This window comes from Streptomyces yerevanensis (assembly GCF_000716805.1).
Lineage (GTDB): Bacteria > Actinomycetota > Actinomycetes > Streptomycetales > Streptomycetaceae > Streptomyces > Streptomyces flaveus.
In genome coordinates, this window is record NZ_JNWJ01000003.1 from 197,377 (window position 1) to 220,418 (window position 23,042).

At 71.5% G+C, this 23,042-nt stretch carries 23 protein-coding genes and 1 pseudogene; 8 read left to right on the plus strand and 16 right to left on the minus strand.

Features of this window, described 5'->3' with window-relative positions:
• Positions 1 to 257 precede the first annotated feature (257 nt).
• Positions 258 to 431, minus strand: a pseudogene (locus OP79_RS58440) (helix-turn-helix domain-containing protein); the annotation flags it as partial.
• A gap of 140 nt (positions 432 to 571) precedes the next feature.
• Between OP79_RS58440 and OP79_RS04475 the strand changes: the two are divergent.
• Positions 572 to 1,228, plus strand: a complete 657-nt coding sequence (locus OP79_RS04475; protein WP_033318596.1) for a TetR/AcrR family transcriptional regulator — start codon at positions 572 to 574, stop codon at positions 1,226 to 1,228.
• A gap of 20 nt (positions 1,229 to 1,248) precedes the next feature.
• On the opposite strand, the gene OP79_RS04480 is transcribed toward OP79_RS04475, so the two are convergent.
• The 7 genes from OP79_RS04480 to OP79_RS04510 form a co-directional block, all read right to left on the minus strand.
• Positions 1,249 to 1,953 (minus strand): SDR family NAD(P)-dependent oxidoreductase, encoded by a 705-nt coding sequence (locus tag OP79_RS04480; RefSeq protein WP_033318597.1) that lies wholly within the window; start codon positions 1,951 to 1,953, stop codon positions 1,249 to 1,251.
• A 17-nt stretch (positions 1,954 to 1,970) separates the two neighbouring features.
• On the minus strand, positions 1,971 to 3,125 hold the full coding sequence (locus OP79_RS04485; protein WP_033318598.1) for a thiolase family protein: 1,155 nt from the start codon (positions 3,123 to 3,125) through the stop codon (positions 1,971 to 1,973).
• Positions 3,122 to 3,541 carry a Zn-ribbon domain-containing OB-fold protein gene (locus tag OP79_RS04490; RefSeq protein WP_033318599.1) on the minus strand — a complete coding sequence of 140 codons (420 nt, stop codon included), beginning with the start codon at positions 3,539 to 3,541 and terminating at the stop codon, positions 3,122 to 3,124. The genes OP79_RS04485 and OP79_RS04490 overlap by 4 nt, the downstream gene beginning before the upstream one ends.
• A gap of 58 nt (positions 3,542 to 3,599) precedes the next feature.
• Positions 3,600 to 4,721, minus strand: a complete 1,122-nt coding sequence (locus OP79_RS04495) for an acyl-CoA dehydrogenase family protein (RefSeq protein WP_051744409.1) — start codon at positions 4,719 to 4,721, stop codon at positions 3,600 to 3,602.
• Positions 4,718 to 7,288 (minus strand): putative PEP-binding protein, encoded by a 2,571-nt coding sequence (locus tag OP79_RS04500; RefSeq protein ID WP_033318601.1) that lies wholly within the window; start codon positions 7,286 to 7,288, stop codon positions 4,718 to 4,720. Before OP79_RS04500 ends, OP79_RS04495 begins: the two co-directional genes overlap by 4 nt.
• On the minus strand, positions 7,285 to 7,917 hold the full coding sequence (locus OP79_RS04505; protein WP_245685216.1) for a hypothetical protein: 633 nt from the start codon (positions 7,915 to 7,917) through the stop codon (positions 7,285 to 7,287). Before OP79_RS04505 ends, OP79_RS04500 begins: the two co-directional genes overlap by 4 nt.
• 92 nt (positions 7,918 to 8,009) lie before the next feature.
• Positions 8,010 to 8,834: an enoyl-CoA hydratase/isomerase family protein gene (locus OP79_RS04510; RefSeq protein ID WP_033318603.1), complete on the minus strand. Its 825-nt coding sequence runs from the start codon at positions 8,832 to 8,834 to the stop codon at positions 8,010 to 8,012.
• A gap of 172 nt (positions 8,835 to 9,006) precedes the next feature.
• On the opposite strand from OP79_RS04510, the gene OP79_RS04515 reads away from it, so the two are divergent.
• Positions 9,007 to 10,227: an acyl-CoA dehydrogenase family protein gene (locus OP79_RS04515; protein WP_033318604.1), complete on the plus strand. Its 1,221-nt coding sequence runs from the start codon at positions 9,007 to 9,009 to the stop codon at positions 10,225 to 10,227.
• A 119-nt stretch (positions 10,228 to 10,346) separates the two neighbouring features.
• On the opposite strand, the gene OP79_RS04520 is transcribed toward OP79_RS04515, so the two are convergent.
• The 3 genes from OP79_RS04520 to OP79_RS04530 all read right to left on the minus strand — a co-directional run bounded on the left by OP79_RS04520 (position 10,347) and on the right by OP79_RS04530 (position 12,163).
• Positions 10,347 to 11,072 (minus strand): SDR family NAD(P)-dependent oxidoreductase, encoded by a 726-nt coding sequence (locus tag OP79_RS04520; protein ID WP_033318605.1) that lies wholly within the window; start codon positions 11,070 to 11,072, stop codon positions 10,347 to 10,349.
• 172 nt (positions 11,073 to 11,244) lie between these two features.
• Positions 11,245 to 11,571 carry a carboxymuconolactone decarboxylase family protein gene (locus OP79_RS04525; RefSeq protein WP_033318606.1) on the minus strand — a complete coding sequence of 109 codons (327 nt, stop codon included), beginning with the start codon at positions 11,569 to 11,571 and terminating at the stop codon, positions 11,245 to 11,247.
• Positions 11,572 to 11,755: 184 nt separating this feature from the next.
• Positions 11,756 to 12,163 (minus strand): (R)-mandelonitrile lyase, encoded by a 408-nt coding sequence (locus OP79_RS04530; protein WP_033318607.1) that lies wholly within the window; start codon positions 12,161 to 12,163, stop codon positions 11,756 to 11,758.
• A gap of 231 nt (positions 12,164 to 12,394) precedes the next feature.
• Between OP79_RS04530 and OP79_RS04535 the strand changes: the two genes are divergently transcribed.
• Positions 12,395 to 13,291 carry a helix-turn-helix transcriptional regulator gene (locus OP79_RS04535; protein ID WP_033318608.1) on the plus strand — a complete coding sequence of 299 codons (897 nt, stop codon included), beginning with the start codon at positions 12,395 to 12,397 and terminating at the stop codon, positions 13,289 to 13,291.
• Positions 13,292 to 13,327: 36 nt separating this feature from the next.
• Here OP79_RS04535 and OP79_RS55180 read toward each other — a convergent pair whose 3' ends face one another.
• Positions 13,328 to 13,501, minus strand: a complete 174-nt coding sequence (locus OP79_RS55180) for a hypothetical protein (RefSeq protein WP_157857278.1) — start codon at positions 13,499 to 13,501, stop codon at positions 13,328 to 13,330.
• Positions 13,502 to 13,701: 200 nt separating this feature from the next.
• On the opposite strand from OP79_RS55180, the gene OP79_RS04540 reads away from it, so the two are divergent.
• A complete protein-coding gene (locus tag OP79_RS04540) occupies positions 13,702 to 15,222 on the plus strand; it encodes a purple acid phosphatase family protein (RefSeq protein WP_051744410.1) in 1,521 nt (506 codons plus the stop codon).
• 116 nt (positions 15,223 to 15,338) lie between these two features.
• Here OP79_RS04540 and OP79_RS55900 read toward each other — a convergent pair whose 3' ends face one another.
• The 3 genes from OP79_RS55900 to OP79_RS04550 form a co-directional block, all read right to left on the minus strand.
• Entirely contained in the window at positions 15,339 to 15,515 is a 177-nt protein-coding gene (locus tag OP79_RS55900; RefSeq protein WP_169786179.1) for a hypothetical protein, read from the minus strand.
• Between the two features lie 204 nt (positions 15,516 to 15,719).
• Positions 15,720 to 16,061 (minus strand): hypothetical protein, encoded by a 342-nt coding sequence (locus OP79_RS04545; protein WP_033318609.1) that lies wholly within the window; start codon positions 16,059 to 16,061, stop codon positions 15,720 to 15,722.
• A gap of 154 nt (positions 16,062 to 16,215) precedes the next feature.
• Entirely contained in the window at positions 16,216 to 17,214 is a 999-nt protein-coding gene (locus OP79_RS04550; RefSeq protein WP_033318727.1) for an Lrp/AsnC family transcriptional regulator, read from the minus strand.
• Between the two features lie 142 nt (positions 17,215 to 17,356).
• Here OP79_RS04550 and OP79_RS04555 point away from each other — a divergent pair, with 142 nt between their 5' ends.
• The 4 genes from OP79_RS04555 to OP79_RS04570 are packed head-to-tail and all read left to right on the plus strand — an operon-like array spanning position 17,357 to position 22,647.
• Positions 17,357 to 18,682: an Nramp family divalent metal transporter gene (locus OP79_RS04555; protein WP_033318610.1), complete on the plus strand. Its 1,326-nt coding sequence runs from the start codon at positions 17,357 to 17,359 to the stop codon at positions 18,680 to 18,682.
• Entirely contained in the window at positions 18,679 to 20,130 is a 1,452-nt protein-coding gene (locus OP79_RS04560) for an amidase (RefSeq protein WP_051744411.1), read from the plus strand. Before OP79_RS04555 ends, OP79_RS04560 begins: the two co-directional genes overlap by 4 nt.
• The gene (locus OP79_RS04565) at positions 20,127 to 21,371 is read left to right on the plus strand and encodes an NAD(P)/FAD-dependent oxidoreductase (RefSeq protein ID WP_033318611.1); all 1,245 of its coding nucleotides are present in this window, start codon (positions 20,127 to 20,129) and stop codon (positions 21,369 to 21,371) included. Before OP79_RS04560 ends, OP79_RS04565 begins: the two co-directional genes overlap by 4 nt.
• 46 nt (positions 21,372 to 21,417) lie before the next feature.
• Positions 21,418 to 22,647, plus strand: a complete 1,230-nt coding sequence (locus OP79_RS04570) for an MFS transporter (protein WP_425428550.1) — start codon at positions 21,418 to 21,420, stop codon at positions 22,645 to 22,647.
• Between the two features lie 99 nt (positions 22,648 to 22,746).
• Here OP79_RS04570 and OP79_RS04575 read toward each other — a convergent pair whose 3' ends face one another.
• Positions 22,747 to 22,938 carry a hypothetical protein gene (locus OP79_RS04575; RefSeq protein WP_033318613.1) on the minus strand — a complete coding sequence of 64 codons (192 nt, stop codon included), beginning with the start codon at positions 22,936 to 22,938 and terminating at the stop codon, positions 22,747 to 22,749.
• Positions 22,939 to 23,042 lie beyond the last annotated feature (104 nt).

Here is a 23,042-nt window from a genome sequence, read left to right on the forward strand (position 1 = left end):
CGGGCCTTGCGGGTCAGCCGTACCAGTTCCTCCAGCAACTGCGTCCGGCTCTCGTGGCGCAGCGCCTCCGCCTCCTGGCTCATGCCGGCCGAGGACGTGAAGAACACGGTGGCGGCGGACCGGTGTTCGCCCAGCCAGGCCACCAGCGAGGTGAGGGCAGGGCCGACGGGCGAACCGGGCGTGTGGGCCTCCGTGAGCGCATGCAGCTCTTCGCGCAGCGCGGTGGCGAACGCCCGCATCCCTTCCACCAGGACCTTGTCCTTGGAGGAGAAGTGGTAGTAGACCGCTGCCGAGGTCATCTCCGCACGAGCGGCGATGTCGGCCACCGTCACCTCGTCCGGCGACTGGGTGGCGAACAACTCCGTGGCCGCTTCGATCACCCACTGCTTGCGCGAAGGACGGTGCGCGGCACGGGTTCCGGATGTCGTCATGGTGTCAAGTATGCCGCGATCTTCGTACTCCGACGGCACACGTGTAGCAGGAATTACGCCATCGACCTGGCGGAGTTACTGGATAGCATGGTTAGTGAACAGGGCCCACAGACGCGGGTTCGCGGCAGCCGCCAGGGAGCATGATGGCCACCACGCAGAACGGCAAGCAGCCCGCCCACCGACCCTCGCGACGGCAGCACATCATCACCGCCGCCGTGCGCGTGTTCGGACGCAACGGAGTCGCGGAGACCAGCATCCAGGACATCGCGGACGAGGCCCAGGTGGTGCCCACAGCCGTCTACTACCACTTCGACGGCAAGGACGAGCTGCTCGAACTCGCCATGCGGCGGGTCTTCGACCAGCTGAACGCGGTGGTGGAGGCGGCCCGCCCGGAGTCCGAGCCCGGTAGCGCGGAGGGTCTGCTGCGGGTCATCGACGCGGTGTGGGACTGGGTGGAGCAGAACCCGGAGGAGGCCCGGCTGTACCAGGTACAGATCGCCTCCGCCAACGGCAACGTCAAGGTGCTGCGGGACGAGTTCGAGCAGCGGCACATCCAGCGGGCGTACGACTATCTGCCGGAGGGCACCACGCGCAGTCCCCGGGCGGCCAAGTCACGGCACGCGGCGCAGGCGCTCGCGGTCCGCACGCTGATCAGTACGACCATGCTGGTCACCGCGCTGAGAGCGGAGGGCGGGCCGTTGTCCCAGCTGCCCTCCCGGTCCGTGCAGGAGGCGGTCAGATCGCTGGCGCTGCGGATCGTCACCGCCGAGCAGAAGCCGGCCTCCGCATCCGCCTGAGGCGGTTCACCAGGGCCGGTTCACCAGGGCAGAGGCTTGCGGTCGGCGAACAGCCCGCCCGTCGTCCCGTCGCCCTCGGGGAGGGTGGCCAGCCAGACCGGCGTGTCCGCCCCCTCCTCCGGACCGCGCGGGGCAGCGGAACCGCCCATGCCGCTGCGGGTCCAGCCGGGGTCGGCGGCGTTGACCAGGACGCCTGTGCCCGCCAGTTCGGCCGCGAGCATACGGGTCAGGGCGTTGAGGGCGGTCTTGGAGATCCGGTAGGCCGGGTGGCGGCCGGAGTCCATCAGCGCCAGCGAGCCGTAGGAGCTGGTGACATTGACGACCCGTCCGTAGCCGACCTCCACCATGCCTGGCGCGACGGCTTCCGCCATGCGCCAGGCACCCGCGAGGTTCGTCTCCAGGGTCGTGCGCAGGATCTCCTCGTCCAGGTACGGGGGCCGTAGATCTCCGTCCAGGGACACTCCCGCATTGTTCACCAGGACGTCGATCCCGCCAGTCAACTCCCCTGCTTCCCGGACCGCTTCGGCGACGCTCTTCGCCGAGGCCACGTCCAGGGCCAGCGGCAGTGCCGCCGGACCGATGGCGCGGCACGCCTCCTCGGCTGCCTCCCAACTTCGCGCCCCGACCAGGACCCTCAGCCCCCGGTCCGCGAGCTGTCGGCATATCTCCAGGCCGATGCCGCGCGCTCCGCCGGTGACCAGTGCGGTTCTGTCGCCGTGCCACATGGTGCGTTTGCCGCCTTTCAGATCGTCAGTACCGAGCAGGCGCTGATCCCGGGCGCCCCGTACACATGGGTGAAGCCGACCTGGGGAGCGCCCGGCACCTGCACACCCGGCGCCCGGCCCTGCAACTGCCGTACGACCTCGTGGAACTGGCGCAGCCCGGAGGCGCCGACGGGCTCGCCACCGGCCAGGCAGCCGCCGTCGGTGTTGACCGGGATGCGGCCCGTGGGGTCGGTGTCCCCGCCGGCGAGCAGTTCCTCCTGCTCGCCGTGGCCGCACAGTCCGGTTTCCGCCAGGTGGATCATTTCCGATCCGCTGTCGGTGTCCTGCAGTTGGGCGACCTGTACGTCCACGGGCCGAAGCCCCGCGGTGCGGAAGGCCGACTCCGCGGCGTCGACGCTCGGGCTGCGGTGCGGTCCGGGCGGCAGCCAGGGCGAGAACACCTCGAACGAGCCGAACCGTCTGGTCCTGAAGGCCAACGCCGCCAGTTTGACCGGCCGTTCGCACAGGTCGAAGGCACGGTCGCCGAGCGCCAGCACCAGAGCCGCCGCGCCCTGCCCCGGCGAGCAGAACATGTACTGGGTGAGGGGCGGACTGACCTCGGCGGAGTTGAGAATCTCCTCCTCCGTCAGCTCCTTGCGCCGCCAGGCCAGGGGGTGCTGGGAGCCGTTACGGAAGGCCCGCGCGGCCACCCTCGCCAGCGCCCGCTCCGAGATCCCGTGCTCATGCAGGTACCGCTGGGTCTTGAGGGCGAAGAACTGAGTGGTCAGCATCATGCCGGTCTCGGCGTACCAGTCGGGCAGTCCGTAGCGTGCCGCGGAGACGTTGAAGGCGCCCCGCTCGTGCTTGTCGAAGCCCACGGCAAGTCCGAGCGAGGCCTCGCCGGCGCGCAGTGCGTTGGCCACCGCGAGCACCGTCGAGGCACCGGTGGCGCAGCCGTTCTGCACATTGGCGAACGGCACACCGGTCAGGCCCAGACGGCCGACCAGTGTGTCGGGCTTGCCGGACACGTCGGAGCCGCCCACCGCGTAACCGATGTCCTCCCAGGCGACACAGGCGTCGGCCAGGGCCTCGCGTACCGCACGCTCCGCCATGTCCATCCCGGTGACGGTCTCGTCGCGGCCGAAGGGATGCATGCCACAGCCGACGACATAGACCTCGTCGCTCCGGCTCATCGCTCCCCCTCCCCGTCTGTGCGGAACGCGAAGGTCAGAACCTCGGTCCCGTCCTCGTCGTGGTAGGCGGTCACCGTGGTGAGCCGGACCGGCAGCCCGATCCGTATCTCGGCGCGGGGAACCTCCAGCCGCGCCTCGACCAGCACCTCACCGAGGTCGACATAACCCACGTGGTACGGGCGATAGCCCCCGGTCGGCGGCCGGTACGGCGGCTTGGGCTGGAACGCCTGCAGCGTCCACGACCACACCCGCCCGCTCACCGGCAGCACGTGCGCGGACATGGCTCCGTCCGAGCACTTGGGGCACGAGTCCTGCCGTGGGAAGACCACGGTGGCGCAGCCGGAGCAGCGCGCACCCGTGAGGCACGGTGGATTCGCGCTCTCGAACAGGCCCTCGTCGATGAGTCTGCTGATCATGCCGTCCTGCCCTTTTCTGCACGGTCGTCGTGCGGTGGTGCGGTGACCGCGGGTGAAGTCACCAGCCCAGCAGTCCGGCCAGCCGTTCCCGATGGTGTGCGGCGCCGCCCAGTAGGACGGCGTCGGACTGGGCGCGCCGGAAGTAGAGGTGCGCGTCGTGCTCCCAGGTGAAGCCCATGCCGCCGTGCAGTTGGACGCACTCGGCGGCCACGAACACGAACGCCTCGCCGCACCATGCCTGCGCCACCGCCGCCGCCTCGGCCAGCGACTCGGACGAGTCGGCCGCGCGGACCGCGCGCACGACCGCCGACCGCGCGGCTTCGACCTGGAGCAGCATGTCGGCACAGGTGTGCTTGATCGCCTGGAAGCCGCCGATGGCCCTGCCGAACTGTGTGCGGTCGCGTACATGGGCCACCGTCATGTCCAACGCGGCCTGCGCGCCGCCGAGTTGCTCGGCGGCCAGGGCCACCATGGCCACGTCCAGGGCGCGGCTCACGATGTCCGCTCCCTCTCCCCCGGCGGTCAGGGGCCGGGCACGGGCGCCGGAGAAGGAGACCACCGCCTGTCCGCGGCTGAGGTCCAGGGTGGGTACCCGGCGGACTGTCATCCCGGGCTCGCGCGGGTCGGCGAGGAAGAGGTCCAGGCCGTCGGCTCCGGTAGCGGCGACGACCAGTCCCTCGGCGTCGGCACCGTCCAGTACGAAGGGAGCGGTGCCGTCGAGGAGCGGGACGCCGCCCCGCCAGGTGACGGCCACCGGCACCGCGTCCGGCCGCCACACTCCGTCGGGCGCCGCCACCGCCAGGGCGTGCACCTTGCCCTCGGCCAGCTCCTCCAGTGCCCGCTCGGCCGTGCCGCAGCCTGCCAGCACCTGCCCGGCCAGCACGGTGGACGACAGCAGGGGCACCGGCGTCAGGGTCCGGCCCAACTCCTCGCACACCGCAGCGATCTCGGCGAGGCCGCCGATGCCTCCGGTCGCCTCGGGCAGACCAAGGGCCGCGAGGCCGACCTGCCCGCCGAGGGTGTCCCACAACTTGGCGTCGATGCCCGGGGATTGCTCGGACAGCCGGCGCACCGCGGCGGTACCGCCCGCGTCGGCGCACACCGACCGTACGGTCTCGCGCAGGTCGTCCAGTTCGGCGTCGGACAGGGCCGTGCCGTCGGTCACGGTGCTCGTCATCATGCGCTCCCGCTCTCGTCGCGCTGCTCCCGCACGGCACTGTGGGCCGCCGCCATCCGGGCGACCGGCACGCGGTGCGCGGAGCAGGAGACGTAGTCGAGACCCAGCTCGTCGCAGAAGGCGATGGACTCCGGGTCTCCGCCGTGCTCACCGCACACGCCCAGCTTGATGTCCGGGCGTACGCTCCGTGCCCGCTCCACCGCCAGGGCGATCAGCGCGCCCACCCCGTGTGGATCGAGCCGGGCGAACGGGCTGGCCATCAGGAACCCGCGTTCCTGGTAGGAGGCGAGTACCTGGCGCTCGACGTCGTCGCGGGAGAACCCGTAGGTGAGCTGGGTGAGGTCGTTGGTGCCGAAGGAGAAGAACTCGGCGTGTTCGGCGAGTTCGGCGGCCAGCAGCGCGGCCCGCGGTGTCTCGATCATCGTGCCGAGCCGGTACGGGACCTGCACGCCGGTGCGTGCGGCTACCGCCTCGGCGGCGCCCCGTACGTACGCGGCCGCGGCGGCCAGTTCCTCCGGCAGGCTGACGAGCGGGATCATCACTTCCAGCTCGGGCCGGACTCCGGTGGCGGCGACATCGGCCCAGGCCGTGAAGAGCGCCTCGGCCTGCGCCGGGTAGAGCCTCTCGTGCAACAGGGCCAGGCGCACGCCGCGCAGACCGAGCATCGGATTCGCCTCGCGCAGTGCGGCGGCCCGCTGCTCCTCGGCGGCATCCTGAGCCTCCCCGGCAGCAGGCAGGAACTCGTGCAGCGGGGCGTCCAGCAGGCGTACGGTCACCGGCCGGTCCCCCACCGCGGCCAGCAGGGCCTTGAAGTCCTCGTGCTGAGCCTCTTCCAGTGCCGACAGCGCCTCGTCGCGAGCCTCGGCGTCGGCGGCCAGGATCACCCGGCGGATCAGCGGCAGCCGGTCGCCGAGGAACTGGTGCTCCGTACGGCACAGCCCCACACCCTCCGCGCCCAGGGCGACGGCGGTGCTCACCTCCGCGGCGGTGTCGGCGTTGGCCCGCACGCCCAGCCGGCGCATGCCGTCCGCCCACTCCAGCAGGGTGGACAGTTCGGGCGGCGGTCCGGCGACACTGACGCTCAGTGTCCCCTCGTAGACGGCTCCGGTACGGCCGTCCAGCGAGACGGCGTCGCCCTCGCGCAGCACCCGGTCCCCGATCTGTACGGTGCCGGCGGCCCGGTCGGCGCGCAGTCCCTCGGCGCCGCACACGGCGGGTTTGCCCGCGCCCCGCGCCACGACCGCGGCATGCGAGGCGATGCCGCCGCTGCCGGTCAGTACGGCGGCCGCGGCCAGCATTCCGGGGACGTCGGCCGGAGAAGTCTCGTGGGCCACGAGCACGACCTGCGTGCCGTCCGCGGCCAGTTCGAGGGCACGTTCGCTCGACAGGACGATCGCGCCGGTCGCCGCCCCCGGGGAGGCGGGCAGTCCCTTCACCAGGAGCTGCTCGCCGCCGGTCAGCCGGAGCTGGGGGTGCAGCAGTTCCTGCACCTGCGCGGGGCTGATCCGTCGTACGGCTTCTTCCCGGTCGAGTGCTCCGTCCCCGGCCAGGTCCGCGGCGAGGCACACCGCCGCACGGAGCGGCGGGCGGCTCTGCGCCGAGGCGGCCAGCAGCGAGATCTCGCCGTCGCGCACCTCGAAGTCGACGGTGACCGGGGCGTGCAGATGACGTTCGAGGGTGAGCAGCGAGTGCTCGAGCAGCGCGGAACTCCCGCCCAGCTTCTCCAGCGGCTCGCCCGTGCGCGGGGGCGGCGCGCTGCGGCGTACGCCCCGGAAAAAGGAGCCCTGCGGCGAGAAGCGGCCGCTGTCGGGGTGCCGGCTGACCGCCGTGCCGAAGCCGGAGTGGTCCCATGGTCCGATGCGCACGGCCTGGACATGCAGTGCGATGCCCAGCTCCGCGGGGAGCCGCTGGGCTTTGCGGGATCGCCTGGCCCGGGGTGAGGCCCACCGCCCCAGCACCGCCCGAGCGGCCAGCGCGAGCTGCTCGGCCGGGTCGTCGGGGTACGGCCGCTCGGCATGCCGGGCGACCGTCGAGAGCAGTGCGTCGACGCGGGCCCTGGCATCAGGGGCGTCGAGCGATGCGTCGTCGAGCTCCGGTGCGGGCACGTCAAGGGCGTACTCTGCGATCATCCGGACGGTGGCCGCCCATACCTCGTACAGCACATCGTCGCGGCCGATGACGGCACGGATGCCATCGGCGTCGGCCGGGGTGATACCGATGCAGGCGAGTTCCGGCGGCAGCCCGGCGACCTCGGTCGACGCGCTCGCCGACAGACGCAGCAGCAGCGGCCTGCTCCGGTCGCCGATCCGCCGTCCCGACAGTTGCTCCACGAGGTCCAGGGCGGCGCGGGCGGTACCCGGCTCGCACAGCGACGCGGCCGAGCCCGCCGACACCGTCAGTCCGGGCACCACTGGGAGCCCGAGGGCCACCAGCCGGTCCATGGCGATGCCGTGCGTACCCAGTTCACCGGCGTCCAGCCCTCGGATCCGTCCCTGGCCGTAGGGCACCAGGGCGTGGCTGGGGGTGTACGTCTGTGCGAGTGCGCCGGAGTGGCGGTCGGTGATGCTCAACCCCGGCTCCTGGTGACCAGTTCCTCTTCGAGCGCCTCGTCCTGCGCCCGGCTGATCCCCAGAACCAGCAGCAGTTCCTGGTGCAGCCGCATCCACACGGTGTGGTACGAGTCGCACAGGGGCGAGGCCAGCCACTCCACCGCGCCGTCGTCGAAGCGGTCGAGGGCTTCCTCCAGCGCCGTGACATAACTCCCGCTGCCCGACGGAAGCCCGTCCAGCCTGCGCAGTACGGGCTGGATGGCCTCGTGCACGTCTTCCAGCGACTCGCGCACCCCGGCGTCGTAGACACTGTCGCTGTGGTCGTTGACCGTGCCGTCGGGCCGGCACTGCCAGGCCGTGCACACCTCGCGGAGTGTCCTGTTGACGGGCAGGAAGGCCTCGTAGGCGGCGGTGATCCGCTGCTCCTGTTCGGAACCGGCGGAAACCCGCAGGATCCGCGCCGCGGCTGCCCTGGCAGGCTCGGTCGGCAGCACCATCGGGCCCTTCACCATGGCCAGCCCGGCGTCGACCAGAGGGCGGTGGTCCGACTCGGGCCTGCCGCGCCACATCCCACGCAGAACGAGGTCGACCACGGCTTCGGTGAGGTTCTCGTCGAGAGCGTCCGTCCGGCCCACGGCAGCAGATTGCATCGCCACACCATTTCCCCGGTGCTGTCGCCCGGTTCCTCAGTTCTGTGTTGCCCGGAGGTTACGCTCCGGCGGAGGTGTTAGTGAAGAGGTAATCAAGAAACACTTTCCGGACTGCTTGGCGCGGACTGGCCACTGCGCCCCCGTGTACGAACCCGCGGGGCCAGGAACGCGGTCATCCGCGCCTGCGCCTCGTCGCTCCCCGCCAGGCCGGCGATCAGCCGCGCCTCCTCGTCGAGGTGACGGCTCAGCCCGTCGTCGGCACCGTCACGCAGCAGGCGCTTCGCGGCACGCAGCGCCTCACCCGCCCCACCTGCCAGTTCGGCGGCGGTCCGGTACGCGACCTCGTCCACTTCGCCGCCCTCGACGGCCCGGGAGACCAGGCCGAGCCGCTCGGCCTCGTCGCCCGTGAGGACCCGATTGGTGAGGACCAGGTCCGTCGCCAGACGGGGGCCCACCAGGCGCGGCAGGAGCCAGGTGGCCCCGCAGTCCGGGGTGAGCCCCATCGCCGTGTACGCCAGCCGGAAGCGCGCCGACCGTGCGGCCAGGACGATGTCGCCGACCAGGGCGAGACCGATCCCGCCGCCCGCGGCGGCGCCGCGCACGGCGGTCACCACGGGCACGGGCAGCTCGTACAGAGTCCGCACCGCCGCGTGTGCGGCGGTCGCCACGGCGTGCACATAGGCGCCCGTCTCCTCGCCCCGGCCGGCGAAGGCACGCAGGTCACCGCCCACGCAGAAGGCGGCGCCTGCCGCCCGCAGCAGAACCGCGCCGCCCGGATCGGCGGCCACCTCGGCGGTCGCGTCCCGCAGCGCCTCGGCCGTCGGGAGGTCCAGGGCGTTGCCTCTCCCGGGGTCCTCCAGCCTCAGCTCGACGACTCCGTCGGGATGACGGACGACACGGACCGGCTGGGTGCTCATAGGGGTCTTCTTCCGTCGTCGAGGACCGCCGGGCCGAGTGCTCCCCAGATCAAGCGCTCCTCAGATCCAACGCTCCTCACGTCGAGCGCCACGCAGCAAGATACTGAAGACGCTGTACAGTTTCTAGGACGCGACGGGCATCGGTGCCCGTAGCCCGTCGGCGGGAGGAACCGTGCCCATTCAGTTCGATGTCGATCCACCTGTCGCCCGACTCGCCACGGCCACCGCGGAGTTCGTACGCGAGGTGGTCATCCCGGCCGAGCGCGAGTGCGGCGGGTCGGTGCACGACGCTCCGGAGGCCCTGCGCGAGACCCTGCAGAAAGGTGCCCGCGAGGCAGGCGTGTTCGCGCCGCATGTGCCGGCGCGGTGGGGCGGGCACGGGCTCGACCTGCGCGGACAGGCGGTGGTGTTCGAGGCCGCCGGGTACTCGCTGCTGGGCCCCCTGGCGCTGAACTGCGCCGCCCCTGATGAGGGCAATATGCATCTGCTGGAGAAGGTGGCCACGGAGGAGCAGAAGGCCCGCTTCCTGCGGCCGCTCGCCGCGGGCGAGGTGCGGTCCTGCTTCGCGATGACCGAACCGGCTCCGGGCGCGGGCGCCGACCCCCGCTCCCTGCGGACCACCGCGACCCGGGTCCCCGGCGGGTGGCGCATCGACGGCCGCAAGTGGTTCATCAGCGGGGCCCATGGCGCCGGCTTCGCGATCGTCATGGCCCGCACCTCCGGCAGTCCGGGCGACCCGGGCGGCGCCACCATGTTCCTGGTCGACGCCGACACCCCGGGCATGCGCGTCGTCCGGGACATCGAGACCCTGGACGAGAGCATCTTCGCCGGACACAGCGAACTCGCCTTCGAGGACTGCGTGGTGAGCGATGACCGGGTGCTCGGAGCCGTGGACCGCGGCTTCGAGAACGCCCAGGTCCGGCTCGGCCCCGCCCGTATGACCCACTGCATGCGCTGGCTGGGAGCCGCCCGTCGCGCCCAGGACGTCGCGCTGGAGCGGGCGGGCACCCGGATGGCGTTCGGCTCCGTGCTGGGGGACCTCGGCATGGTGCAGCAGATGCTGGCCGACTCCGAGATCGACATCGAGGCGAGCCGCGCCCTGATCCTGCGCACCGCTTGGGAACTGGACACCGGCTCCGCCGCCGCCGCGCAACTCACGTCGGTGTCCAAGACCTTCGTGGCGGAGGCCGTGAACCGGGTCGTCGACCGGGCGGTGCAGATCTGCGGAGCACTCGGCATCTCGGCCGCCGACGCTCCCCTGGCACGCCTGCTCAGGGAGGTACGGCCGTTTCGGATCTACGACGGCCCGTCGGAGACGCACCGCTTCGCCATCGCCCGCCGCGCGGTGAAGCCCTACCGGCAACCACGCCCGGAGGCCGCTGCCGGCTCGTGACCGGGTCGGCCCCGGCGCCTGCCGGGGCCGACGTGCCAACACCACCGACGCCACGTGCACGGCATGAACCACACACCACGAGGGACGTGGAGTCCCTCAACGCTGTCGGCGGTGACCGCTCAAAGTGTGGTGCCCGTCTCCTCGGCCAACGCCTCCAGGAGGCGGTCCTGGAACGTCTCGTCGTTCACCGCGTGGTGCGGCTGCTGCCGCTGGCGGTGGTACCAGTACCCGCCGGTCGTCAGGGCCTCGGGTTCGTCGCCGGCGGCGAGCCACTCCTGCGTGCGATGGCCGAGTTCCAGATCGTCCGGTGCGCCCGGTCCGCCCATCTTCGTCGGCACCCAGCCCGGGTCCACGGCGTTGCTCAGCACCCCGGGGCGCAGACGAGCCACCGCGGCCGCCAGTGTCGTGACGAACAGCTTGCTGTCGGAGTACGAGCCCGCGCTCTCGCCCCGCCAGTCCACGCCGTCGAGCGAGGGACGCCCCCCGAAATGGGAGCCGCTGCTCAGGTACACCAGCCGGCGGGGGCCGCGGAGCAGGGCCGTGAGCAGGTACGGTGCGACGATGTTGACCGGCATGACCGCCGGCCCGCTCCACACGCCGGCGTTGTGGATGACCGCGTCGAGCGGCTCGGCGTCGTTCAGCTCGGCGGCGACGCCCCGTACGGCGTCACGTTCCATGAAGTCGCCCACCACGACCTGTGCCCCACGGCCGACCAGCGCGTCGAGGCCCGCCGCGCGCCGGCGGTTCCGGGCGTGCACCACCACGTCGTGTCCCGCGGACAGCAGCGAATCCGCCGCGGCACGTCCCAGGCCGTCGGCGGAACCGGTCACCAGGATCCGGCTCACGATCGCACCACCCCTCGCAACCGAGAGGCACGGCCGGGCTCCACCCCTGGGAGCCCGAGAGCCTCATCGGCAACGTGCACGCCTGCTCCCCGCATGGGAGTGCCTCCTTCTCTTCCAAGCCGCTGTACGGGTTCGCCTCCGGGAGGCGCCCTGGCAGCTCCTACCCTGGCATTCAGGCCGAGAAGACCTGCTTCGCGGTCGTGATCGCCGTCATCGCCCTGGGCCAGCCGGCGTAGAAGGCGAGGTGAGTGATCGCCTCGATGAGTTCGGTCTCGGTGACGCCGTTCTCCTTCGCTCGTCCGAGGTGGAAGCTGAGCTGGTCCGCGTCGCCGCCTGCGACGAGGACGGCGACGGTGATCAGGCTGCGGTCGCGAGCGGCCAGCTCGGTACGATTCCACACGTCCTCGAACAGGACGTCGTCGGTGAGCTCGGCGAGCTTCGGAGCGAAATCACCGATCGTGCGGCGTCCGCCGCCGATCTGCTTCTGTTGGTCGGTCATCGAAGTTCCTCTCGTTCGATCCGCGGGTCACAGGCCCAGGGAGCCCGTGCTCACGTACGGACCGTTGCTTTCCTCGTCGGTGGTGTGGCGCCGCCCCGACTGCCGCAGATACTCGGGCCGCCGGCTCGTACGTCGGCCGGGTGACAGAGCGGGAGCCGGTCCGCCGCCTCCCGGCACGGGCCGGTCAGCGGCTGCGGGGGCGGCTGTACTGCTCGTCGGTGACCGGCTCGTTCCAGGTGGTCTCCTCGCTGCCGTCGCCCTTGCCCTCCCACATGGCGATGTGCTCCATGAAGCGGTCGGGGGTGGCGCCGTGCCAGTGCTCCTCGTTCGGGGGGCAGGTGACGGTCTGGCCGGGATGGGCTTCGAAGACGGTGCCGTCACGGGTGCCGATCAGGGCGATGCCGGAGACGACGTGCAGGGTCTGGCCCAGCACGTGCGAGTGCCAGTGGGTACGGGCGCCCGGGGAGAAGCGGACCATGTTGGCGCGCATCCGGGACGGCTCCTGGCCCGCGTAGATCACGTCGAACCAGACGTCGCCGGTGAACCAGTCCGCGGGAGCCTTGACAGTGGCCTGCTGCTTGACGAATTCCATGGTGTCTCTCTCAGATGGGCGGGGTTGGGGGATGGGTCAGGCGGCGTCGGTGTGGGCGAGGCCCGAGCCCAGCGCGCGAGAGGCGTCGACCTGGGCGAGGAGGTCCTCGGCCTCGGCCCCGACCGCTTCGTCATCGAGGAAAACGCAGGCCAATGAGCTGGAGAAGGGTCTGCCGTTACCGGTACTGACAGAACCCCCCACGCGTACGCCGCCCGATCTAGCCTTGAATGCGTGAGTACCGAGGGCGACATCCGCGAGTTCCTGGCCTCCCGCCGCGCCAAGATCACACCCCAGCAGGCCGACCTGCCCGCCTACGGCGGCAACCGGCGCGTGCCGGGCCTGCGCCGCGAAGAAGTCGCCCTCCTCGCCGGCGTCAGCATCGACTACTACGTCCGACTGGAGCGCGGACACCTCGCCGGAGCCTCAGAGGAAGTCCTGGACGCCGTGGCGAACGCCCTCCAGCTCGACGACGCCGAACGCGCCCACCTCTACGACCTGGCGCGCGCCGCCGCCAAGCGTCCCGCCCGCCGGGCCAAACGCCGCGGCCCCCTGCCCGACAGCGTCCTGCGCGTCCTGGAGTCCATGACCGACTCCCCCGCCTTCATACGCAACGGCCGCCTGGACATCCTGGCCGCCAACCGCCTCGGCCGCGCCCTGTACTCGCCCCTCTTTTCCGACCACGCCACGAAGACGGCCAACATCGCCCGCTTCCAGTTCCTCGATCCGCGCGGCCACGACTTCTTCCCCAACTGGGAGGAGTCCGTGAACACCACCGTCGCCCTGCTGCGCACCGAGGCAGGACGCGCCCCGCACGACCGTGACCTGACCGGACTCATCGGCGAACTCGTCACCCGCAACGAGGAGTTCCGCACCGCCTGGGCCAAGCACAACGTGCGCCTGCACCACACCGGCCGCAAATCCTTCCACCACCCCGCCGTCGGCGTCCTCACCCTCGACTTCGACGCCATGGAACTGCCCGCCCAGCCCGGCCTGACCCTCACCGCCTACAGCACCGCTCCCGGCACACCCGAGCACGACGCCCTGCAGCTCCTCGCCTCCTGGGCCGCCACCCGCGACCAGCCCCTGCCCACCGACCGCAGCACCCGCGAAACCACGCCGGACAGCTGACCGCGCCTGCCTCCACCACGAACCGGCCCGGTCGTCCTACGACTGGACCGTCCCGCCGCCGTAGTTGGCGCAGACGCGCTTGAAGTCCTCGTAGAAGGCGCTGTCGAGGCGCGACGCGCTCAACCCGGCTATGGCCCAGGGCAACCGCGTGAAGAAGGTGGCGAAAAACACGTCCGGGTGAGAGGCGCGGCCGGCTTGCCGGTGTGCCACTCCGAAGCAGCGTGCGGGACGCCCCCCAAGGTCCCGCCAAACCCCTTGCGGTACAACGCTGTTGAGCCTGCGTGAACTAGAGCGCGAAGCACGGAGAAAGATCGAAAAGTCGGCAACAGGGCGGAGTTGTCGCATTCCATACCCGGCACCGCCGCCGACACCGCCGTCGGTGTTCACTGCGCGCGGGCACATACTCAGGCATGCGCTGCTGTTTCTCCGCCCCCCTCGCGGCCCTGTCGGCCCTGCCCTCACCGTGTGAAGTCGTACGATCCGGCGCCCTCCTCGCCCCCACTCTGCTGCGGGCCGCTGCCGCCGCCCTCCACGGCCCCGCACGCAAAAGCCAGCACCGTCACCCCGACACCCTGGCCGCCGTCCACCTGGAGCTGGGCACCCTGACCGAGGACAGCGCCGTCATCACCTGGTACACGGGTATACCCGGCACCGACGACGGGCTGGGCCACATGCTCCCCGCCGTCACGGAGGGCGAGGTCGTCTACGGCACTCACCCCGCCCGGCTGGACCGCAGCGCGGCAGAAGACCGGCCCACCGCGCACCACCAGGTGGAGCTCACGGGCCTGGAGCCGGGGCAGACGTACTATTACCAGGCCCGCTCGCGAGGCAGGGCCGCCACGCCCACACCGCTGCACCTCATCCGCGGCAACGCCGTCGGCACCAACCTCTACGGGCTCGGCTCGAGCGGGGGTCCGTACTCCTTCACCACACCGCAGCCCCCGCCGGGGCGGCATCTGCTGTCGATCGCGCTCTGCAACGACCTCCATGTCGGGGAGACCACCTCCGGTCTCATGGCCGGCGTACCCCTGATGCGCGGGGTGGCGCAGGAGCCGGGGCTCGCGCCGTATCCGGAGATCATGAGCCGCGCCCTGGTGGAGGAGGCCCGGCGGCGTGGGGCTGACCTGCTGCTGGCCGCGGGAGACATCTCGGCCGGCGGTGCGCCGCGGGACCTGGCCGAGGCCAAGCGGATCCTGGACGGCTTCGGCCCACACGGGCAGGACTACTTCGTCGTACGCGGGAACCACGACCGGCCCCGTCGCCGCGGCGATGATGACGCCTTCCGTGACGGGTTCCTCGGCGGCGAGGGTCCCGCGTACTTCGCCCGCGACCTCGGCGGGCTGCGGATCATCGGGCTCGACACGTACGAGAAGGACGGCAACGGCGCCGACGCGGGCGGGCTCGGTGCCGAGCAACTGTCCTGGTTCCGGGCCCGGTTGAAGGAGCACAGGGACCAGCCCACCATCGTGTTCGGTCACCATCCGCTGACCGTACGGGACTCCCTCTTCCCCGTGTCCCGGGGGCAGCGCCTGGGCCGCCGCCAGGCCCGCTCCATCCTCGAGGCCTATGCCGCCGCGCCCGGTGTCTTCCTGCACCACGCGGGCCACACCCACCGCAACAAGCGCACCGTCCTGCCGCAGGCCCCGCACGTCACCCTGCAGGAGGTCAGCGCCGTCAAGGACTATCCCGGCGGCTTCTGCCTGCTGAGGATCCACTCCGGCGGCTACGCCCTCAACCACTACAAGACCAGCAGCGCCGCGGCCCGCGAATGGGGCGAGCGCAGCCGCCGGGTGGCCGGAGGCCTGTGGCCGCACCACGCACTAGGCCGCTCGGTCGCCGACCGCAACAGCATGACGGCGCACGATCTGTCCGGCGTCAGCCCTGTTCGGCTTGCGGCCCCTTGTCCCGCTTCCGGCACCCTTCCAGCCTGATATTGAGCGCGGGCTCAATCGCTCTCAGTCGGTGCCGAACGCTGTCGAGCCCCGGACCGCGTCGCGCGGTACCGGGGCTCTGCCGCTTGTACCCTTCGTTGATCATTTATCGGCGGTCATGTGGTCCGGATGTCGTCCACCCTCTCGCCCTCCGCCTGGGACGGCTCGGTTCTGGGCACGTCCGGGTGCTGCTCCATGGCCGCACGCTCGGCCGGTTCGTCGCGCTCGCCCTCGGCCTGGGATGGCGTGTGCGAGTACAGCCAGCGGTCGTAATCCGAGGCTCCGGTCTCCATGACGACCCTCCTTGGTCGCTCACCTCCCATGCTCCTCCCGGGACCGCAACGGGGCCAGTGCGGCACTGCGTGTTCAGAGGCTGGCGTCGGCGGCGCTGCCGTGCTCGACGCGGATGCGATGTGAGGGGTGCGCCTGGTACGAGGAGCGGCACGACCGGCAAGCGCTTGGCCAGGCCGAGCCGGCGGGCCTGCGTGATGGGGTCGTCAGGCGTTGTCCCGCACGTCAAGGTGAGCCCACAGATCCTCGGTCGGCCGCGCCCCGTCCGTACCGTCGGCCCCATCCGTATCGTCGGTGGAGGCCGCTTCGGGGGCCGACACCTCGGCGCGGTTCGAGAACGCCACGGTGCGGCGGGCCTTGGCGATGACCTCGGCGTGCTCCTCACCGAACGTCGCGGCGTCGAGCCGCGCATTGAAAGCGGTCAACACTTCGGGGCTGATCACCGCGAGCGCGGTGCGCAGCTCGGCGAGCGTCTGCGGGCCCTCGGCGTGTTCGAGTCGGTGCGGATCCGCGGCCTGCGGGCCCGGCTCGTGCGGTAGCGCGGACATGTGCGTGACCTCCGGTTGTGATGCCTCCACGGTACGCGGTCGCTGTGCCCCGCCGTCAGAGGGTCACCGTTCACCCGACGGCGAGAACACGTACACCACTTCCCTGGACGCAACCTGTCCCGTGGACGGACTGCTTCCGGGCCGCGCACCCGTCTCACAGCCACGGGGCGAGCATCCCGCCCCGCTTCAGCGAGGTCAGGACCATCGAGACTCCCAACGACATCACGTCCTCCAGCCAGCCGGACCCCGTCACGAAGTCGTAGAGGGCCGGCTCGTCGGGGAAGGCCCCCAGGACCAGGATCTGACGTTCACCGGCGATGAAGCTGACGTACCGGACGTGGACGGACTGCGTCAGTGCCGCCGTGACCGCCTCGACCCTGGACGGCGCGGTGCGCACCCACAGCACCGCTTCCACGGGCAGTCCGAGGAGCGTCGGCTCGATCACGGCCCGGATGCGCACCCTGCCCTCCCGCCTCAGCGCACCCAGCCGCCGTCTGGCGGTGGCTTCCGAGACCCCGGCGATACGGGCGAGTTCGTCGTACGTGCAGCGCCCGTCCTCGGCCAGGGCGTGCAGCAACAGCCGGTCCTGGCGGGAGAGTTCCTGTGTCGCATCGCCGGTCGGCAGCACATCACCGGTGAGCGGGGGCGCGGAGGCCTCGGACGACGCTCCCCTCAGTTCGTCGATCTCGGTATCGGTGAGCAGGCCCGCGTGCCATTCGCGGATCGTCCGGACATGGCGCAGCACCGGGTACGTGAAGGTCTCCACCACGCCCGGCAGCCCCGGCAACTCGTCCATCACCAGGCCGGCGAGACGGTCACGCGGGCAGAGCAACTCCGCGACGCAGTCCGGGGTTCCGGTCAGCACGTGGGCGAAAACGCAGTCGGGGCGGCGGGCCAGTGCCATCGCGGCCACCCGTGCCTGTCCGGGAGAACAGCGCACGCCGACCACCGTGCTGCGGCCGCGCGCCTCCATGGCACCGATGCGCACCAGTCCGGACTCCAGCAGCCGGGCGCCCCGGCGGACCACGGTGCGTTCGGGTTCGCCGAGCGCCGCCGCGATGCGGTGCCAGGAGGCCCGGCCGTCGATCTGCAGCGCGCTGATGATGCGCCGGTCCAGCGAATCCGCCACGGGACCGGTCTGTGGTGCGTCCATCGGACCAAGCATATGGCCGATTCCGTCACTTCGGCCGAGATTCTTGTTCCCTTCCGTCAGCATGCCTGAACCTGCCATGGGGACCGACAGGACCTCATGAGCCGCACGAACCCATGACCCCGTAACTCACCCACGTACGGAGATGGTCGACGTGACTGCGACGCCTGGAAGTTCCCTTCGGCACCAAGCGGCCGAATCCACCGAACCCGCGCCCCTCCCCACCTCCCTGCGCGGGCGGCTCGCGCTTCTGGGCCCCGGACTGGTGCTGGCGGCCGCGAGCGTGGGCGCGGGCGACATGGTGACCTCGCTCGCGGGCGCCGCCGGCTACGGGATGGCCCTGCTGTGGGCGATCCTCATCGGCGTCGTCCTGAAGTTCGCGCTCACCGAGGCGGTGGGGCGCCTGTACATGGCCTCCGGGCAGACCGTGATCGCGAGCCTGCGTTCGGCCGGCCGCTGGCTGCCGGTGGCGTTCTTCGTGTTCGTCCTGGTCATCGGGCTGCTCTACGGGGCAGCGCTGAGTTCGGTGGCGTCCTTGGCGCTGACCACGCTGTTCCCCGCCCTGCCGCTGCGGCCGGTGGCCATCGGGATCGCGCTGGCGTCCGCCGCGATCGTGTACGTCGGCCGGTACGCGGTGTTCGAGCGGGTGATGAGCGTCTTCATGCTGGCCAAGTTCCTCGGCATGGTCGTCCTGGCGGTCGCCACCCTCGCCACCGCCGACGACCTGCCGGGCCTGCTCTCCTCGGTGCGCCCGAGGCTGCCGGAGGGGGACCTGGTGACGGTGCTCGCCCTCATCGGCGGCGTGGGCGGCACGGCCGGGATCGCCTCGTACAGCTACTGGGTGCGGGAGAAGGGCTGGCGGGACCGCAGCCGACTGCCCGTCATGCGCGCGGATTCCGCGGTGAGTTACACCCTCACCTTCCTGTTCGTGCTGTGCACCACGGTGGTGGGAACAGGCCTGCTCCACGGCAGCGGGCGGACCATCACAGGCAACGAAGGGCTGGCCGCGCTCGCCGACCCACTCGGCGCCGATCTGGGATCGGTGGCCCGTGTGCTGTTCCTCGGCACGTTCTTCCTCGTGACGCTGAGCGCGCTGGTCGGCGGGTTCAACGCCCTGTGCTATCTGCTGGCCGACTCCCTGCGGACCATGCGCGGCGTCCCGGACGACGCGGCCGAGCCCCACATCGCCCAGTACAGCCGCCCGTTCCGCGCCTTCCTTCTCTACGTGGCGGCCGCCGCCGTCGCCGTCACGTTCCTGGGACGGCCGGTGCGTCTGGTCCTGACGTACGCCGCCGTCGGCTCACTGATCCTGCCTCTGCTGTCCGGGGCGCTGCTGGTCCTGCTCAACCGCCGGGGCGTCCAGCGGCCGTTCCGGAACAAGGCCGCCTCGAACGTGCTGCTGGCCGGCTCCTTCGTCCTCTTCGGAGTGCTGGCCGTCGTACAACTCAAGGAAACGATCGGAGGGTTGTGAACCACACCGTGACCACCACGGATCTCTGCTTCTGGACCGCCACCGAACTCGCCGCCGCCATCAGGCGCCGTGACGTGTCCGCCCGGGAGGTCGTCGCCGCCCACCTCGAACAGATCGAGCGCGTCAATCCGGCGGTGAACGCCATCGTCACCCTCGTCCCCGAGCGGGCGCTGGAGCAGGCGGCCGAGGCCGACGCGCGGCTGGCGGCGGGGGCGGAGGTCGGCCCGCTGCACGGGTTGCCCGTGGCGCACAAGGACCTCCACGACACCGCGGGCATCCGCACGACGTACGGCTCACCGCTCTTCGCCGACCGCGTTCCCGGCCGGGACCACCTGGTCGTCGAACGCCTGAGGAGGGCCGGGGCGATCACCGTCGGCAAGACCAACGTGCCCGAACTCGGCATGGGTTCACACACCGTCAACCCCGTCTTCGGGGCCACCCGCAACCCGTACGACCCCTTCCGCAGCGCGGGCGGCAGCAGCGGCGGTGCCGGCGCGGCCCTGGCCTGCGGGATGCAGCCGCTGGCCGACGGCAGCGACACCGGCGGCTCGCTGCGCAATCCCGCCTCCTTCAACAACGTCGTCGGACTGCGCCCCTCCCCCGGGCGGGTTCCCTCGTGGCCCGACAAGGCGCCGTGGGGGCAGCTCTCGGTGAAGGGCCCGATGGCCCGCACGGTGACGGACGTGGCGCTGTCCCTGTCCGTGCTCGCGGGCCCCGACCCGCGCAGCCCGCTCGCCCTCGAAACACCGGGTTCCGCCTTCGCCGGGCCGCTGGAGGGGGACGTACGCGGTCTGCGGGTCGCCTGGTCACCCGATCTCGGCGGGACCGTCCCCGTCGACGCGGAGGTACGGGACGCGCTGCGCCCGGCCGTCGACGTCTTCGCCTCGCTCGGCTGCGAGGTCGAGGAGGCCTGCCCGGACCTGTCCGGGGCCGACGAGGTGTTCCTCGTCCAGCGTGCCTGGCAGATGGAACTCGCCTACGGCTCCCTGCTGGACGAGCACCGCCACCGGATGGCGACGGACGTGGTGTGGAACATCGAGGAAGGCCGCAAGCTCACGGGTCCGGACCTCGGGCGTGCGCAGATGCTGCAGGCCGCCCTCTTCCACCGGATCCGGGAGTTCTTCGAGTCGTACGACCTCCTGCTGCTGCCGGTGAGCCAGGTCGCCCCGTTCGACATCCGGCTGCCCTACCCGGCCTCCGTGGACGGCACGCCGATGGAGACCTATCTGGACTGGATGCGCTCGGCCTACCTGATCTCCGTCACCGGCTGTCCGGCGCTGTCGGTGCCGGCCGGTTTCACCCCGGCGGGTCTGCCGGTCGGACTGCAGATGGTCGGTCCGCACCGACAGGACCGGGCAGTCCTCGACGCCGGATACGCCTTCGAGAGGGCGACCCGTACAGGGGAGCGCAGGCCGGCCGTCGCTTCGGCGGGAGGGGATGAAACATGACAACGCCTCGCAGCGCGCTCGTGGTCGGCGCGGGCATGGCGGGACTGGCCACGGCCTGGTATCTCCAGGAAGCAGGCGTGGAGGTCACCGTCGTCGACCGCCGGGGCGTGGCGGCAGGGGCCTCCTGGGGGAACGCCGGCTGGCTGTCCCCGGCCCTCACCGTGCCGCTGCCCGAGCCGGGCGCCCTACGGCTGGGACTGCGGACGCTGTTCTCACCCACCTCGCCGCTCTACGTTCCGCCCCGCGCCGACGCCCGTCTGGCCCGTTTCCTGCTGTCCTTCGGCCGGAACTGCACGAGCCGGCGCTGGCAGGTCGCGATGAGCGCCTTCGCCGCACTCAACCGCGGTGCCCTCACCGCGTACGACGAGCTCGCCCGGGGCGGAGTCACGGAACCGACCCGGGCGAGCGACCCGTGCCTCATCGCCTTCACCACTCAGGCCGGTCGCACGCCGTTCGTCGAGGAACTGGAGGCCGTGCGCACCGCGGGCCAGCGCGTCGACTACGACCTGCTCACCGGCACCGAGGCACGGGACCTGGAGCCGACGCTGTCCGAACGGATCGATGCGGCGGTACGGCTGCACGGCCAGCGCCACCTCAACCCCGGGGCCTATGTCGCGGCCCTCGCCGACTCGGTCCGCGACCGGGGCGGAAAGATCGTCACGGGGCGGGAGGTCACCCGGATCCGGGACATCGGTACCGGGATCGCCGCGCGGAGCGCCGACGGAACCGAGGTGCGCGCCGATGTGGCCGTCCTGGCCGCGGGAGCCTGGCTCGACCGGCTGGCGGCACCCTTCGGCGTGCGCGCCCCGGTCCAGTCCGGCCGGGGCTACAGCTTCCTCCTGCCGCGCGAGGGTCTTCCTTCACGGCCCACCTACTTCGCCGCGCAGCGCGTGGTCTGCACTCCGGCGGGCGACCGCGTACGGGTCGCCGGAATGATGGAGTTCACCGGGCCCGACCGTCCCGCGGACCCCCGCCGGGTGCGGGCGATCGTCGACGCCGCGCGCCCCCTGCTGCCCGCCGCCGACTTCGGCCGCCGCACCGACGCATGGGTGGGACCACGCCCCTGCACCGCCGACGGCCTCCCCCTCGTCGGCCCCACCCGCTCACCGCGCGTCCACGTCTGCGGCGGCCACGGGATGTGGGGCATCGCCCTGGGGCCGCTGAGCGGCAGACTCCTCGCCGAATCGATCGTCACAGGCAGACCTGCCGCCGAACTCACCCCGTTGCATCCACTGCGCTGAAGCGCAGCTCTTGCTTCGCTTGCAGCACGCCTTCTAGCCTCGTTTTGTGCCGCTAATAAACAAAACCCGAACGCACAACGCCGTGCCGGGCAACGGCAACGACCTCACCCGACTCCGTATCGCCCTCACCACCTTCTTCGCCCTGGACGGCTTCATCTTCGCCGGCTGGGTCGTCCGCATCCCCGCCATCAAGGAGCAGACCGGCGCCTCGGCCAGCGCACTGGGCCTCGCACTTCTCGGAGTCTCTGCGGGCGCTGTGGTCACGATGATCCTCACCGGACGACTCTGCCGCCGCTTCGGGAGCCACCCGGTGACGGTGGTCTGCGGCGTCCTGCTGTCGCTGAGCGTCGCCCTGCCCCCACTCACCCACTCAGCACCCGCCCTCGGCGCCGTACTCCTCGCGTTCGGCGCCGCATACGGCGGGATAAACGTCGCCTTCAACAGCGCCGCCGTCGACCTGGTACGTGCGCTGCGACGGCCCATCATGCCCAGCTTCCACGCCGCTTTCAGCCTCGGTGGAATGATCGGCGCCGGGCTCGGCGCGCTGGTCGCAGGGACGCTGTCGCCAACGCATCATCTGCTCGGTCTCACCGCGATCGGTCTGCTCGTCACCACCCTTGCGGGTCCCGCCTTGCTGCGCCTCCGTCCCCCGGCACCGCCGGAGAACGCCTCGCACGAGGAGTCCGCGCCCCGCCGCATGGACACCCGCACCCGCGGTCTTGTGATCACCTTCGGTCTGATCGCCCTGTGCACGGCATACGGCGAGGGAGCCCTGGCCGACTGGAGCGCACTGCACCTGGAGCAGGACCTGGACGCCACACCGGGCGTCGCGGCAGTCGGCTACTCCTGCTTCGCGCTCGCCATGACCATCGGCCGGCTGACCGGCACAAAGATGCTCGAACGCCTGGGCCAGACCCGCACCTTGGCATACGGCGGCACGACCGCCGCCGCAGGCATGCTGCTCGGCGCGCTCGCCCCCTCCCTGTGGGCAGCACTCCTCGGCTTCGTGATCACCGGGCTCGGCCTCGCCAACCTCTTCCCCGTCGCCATCGAACGCGCCGGCACGCTGGCCGGCCCCGACGGAGTCGCGATCGCCTCCACGCTCGGCTACGGCGGCATGCTCCTGGGACCACCCGCCATCGGGTTCATGGCGGACTGGTTCTCCCTGCCCACCGCCCTCATCAGTGTGGCGGCACTGGCCGCATCGGCTGCGGTCATCGGATTCATGACACGAAATGCGGCAGCGGACGGGCGCGCTTGCCGCCGCCTCAGCTGACACCAACTTGAGCCGCCTCACCGACAGTTCGGCGGTGGGCTGCTCCAGCCGTGCGCGGGTCCGGCTCCAGTGGGATGCCGGACGGTCAATCCGCCGGCCTCACCTCGTCCCCTGCCGGGCGGAGGGCCCCTCCATGGCGTTGTCCAGATGAGTGATGACGGCCGGCACGTCGTCACTCTCGGTGCTCCGGATCAGCTGCAGGGCCGGCCGGACGAGGCCACCCGGTCGCGCTGTCAACCGCACGATCCCGGCAAGCCCGTCCACGACATCATCGATGTTCTCCGCCGCCATGCCCAACTCCCTCTCGCGGTCCCCTCGTTCGGCCTGCGCTCTGGCTGCTGTCCGCAGCGCCGATCACAGCCCCGTCCTACCACCGCACACCGGGGAGGGTCCCC

Excerpts from the sequence above, each read along its gene's own strand:
- OP79_RS04480 (WP_033318597.1), bottom strand. The coding sequence starts at position 1,953 with ATGTGGCACGGCGACAGAACCGCACTGGTCACCGGCGGAGCGCGCGGC.
- OP79_RS04475 (WP_033318596.1), top strand. The coding sequence starts at position 572 with ATGATGGCCACCACGCAGAACGGCAAGCAGCCCGCCCACCGACCCTCG.
- OP79_RS04540 (WP_051744410.1), top strand. The coding sequence starts at position 13,702 with ATGCGCTGCTGTTTCTCCGCCCCCCTCGCGGCCCTGTCGGCCCTGCCC.
- OP79_RS04490 (WP_033318599.1), bottom strand. The coding sequence starts at position 3,541 with ATGATCAGCAGACTCATCGACGAGGGCCTGTTCGAGAGCGCGAATCCA.
- OP79_RS04485 (WP_033318598.1), bottom strand. The coding sequence starts at position 3,125 with ATGAGCCGGAGCGACGAGGTCTATGTCGTCGGCTGTGGCATGCATCCC.
- OP79_RS04525 (WP_033318606.1), bottom strand. The coding sequence starts at position 11,571 with ATGACCGACCAACAGAAGCAGATCGGCGGCGGACGCCGCACGATCGGT.
- OP79_RS04505 (WP_245685216.1), bottom strand. The coding sequence starts at position 7,917 with ATGCAATCTGCTGCCGTGGGCCGGACGGACGCTCTCGACGAGAACCTC.
- OP79_RS04575 (WP_033318613.1), bottom strand. The coding sequence starts at position 22,938 with ATGGCGGCGGAGAACATCGATGATGTCGTGGACGGGCTTGCCGGGATC.
- OP79_RS04495 (WP_051744409.1), bottom strand. The coding sequence starts at position 4,721 with ATGATGACGAGCACCGTGACCGACGGCACGGCCCTGTCCGACGCCGAA.
- OP79_RS04565 (WP_033318611.1), top strand. The coding sequence starts at position 20,127 with ATGACAACGCCTCGCAGCGCGCTCGTGGTCGGCGCGGGCATGGCGGGA.
- OP79_RS04545 (WP_033318609.1), bottom strand. The coding sequence starts at position 16,061 with ATGTCCGCGCTACCGCACGAGCCGGGCCCGCAGGCCGCGGATCCGCAC.
- OP79_RS04530 (WP_033318607.1), bottom strand. The coding sequence starts at position 12,163 with ATGGAATTCGTCAAGCAGCAGGCCACTGTCAAGGCTCCCGCGGACTGG.
- OP79_RS55900 (WP_169786179.1), bottom strand. The coding sequence starts at position 15,515 with ATGGAGACCGGAGCCTCGGATTACGACCGCTGGCTGTACTCGCACACG.
- OP79_RS04550 (WP_033318727.1), bottom strand. The coding sequence starts at position 17,214 with ATGGACGCACCACAGACCGGTCCCGTGGCGGATTCGCTGGACCGGCGC.
- OP79_RS04510 (WP_033318603.1), bottom strand. The coding sequence starts at position 8,834 with ATGAGCACCCAGCCGGTCCGTGTCGTCCGTCATCCCGACGGAGTCGTC.
- OP79_RS04555 (WP_033318610.1), top strand. The coding sequence starts at position 17,357 with ATGGTCGACGTGACTGCGACGCCTGGAAGTTCCCTTCGGCACCAAGCG.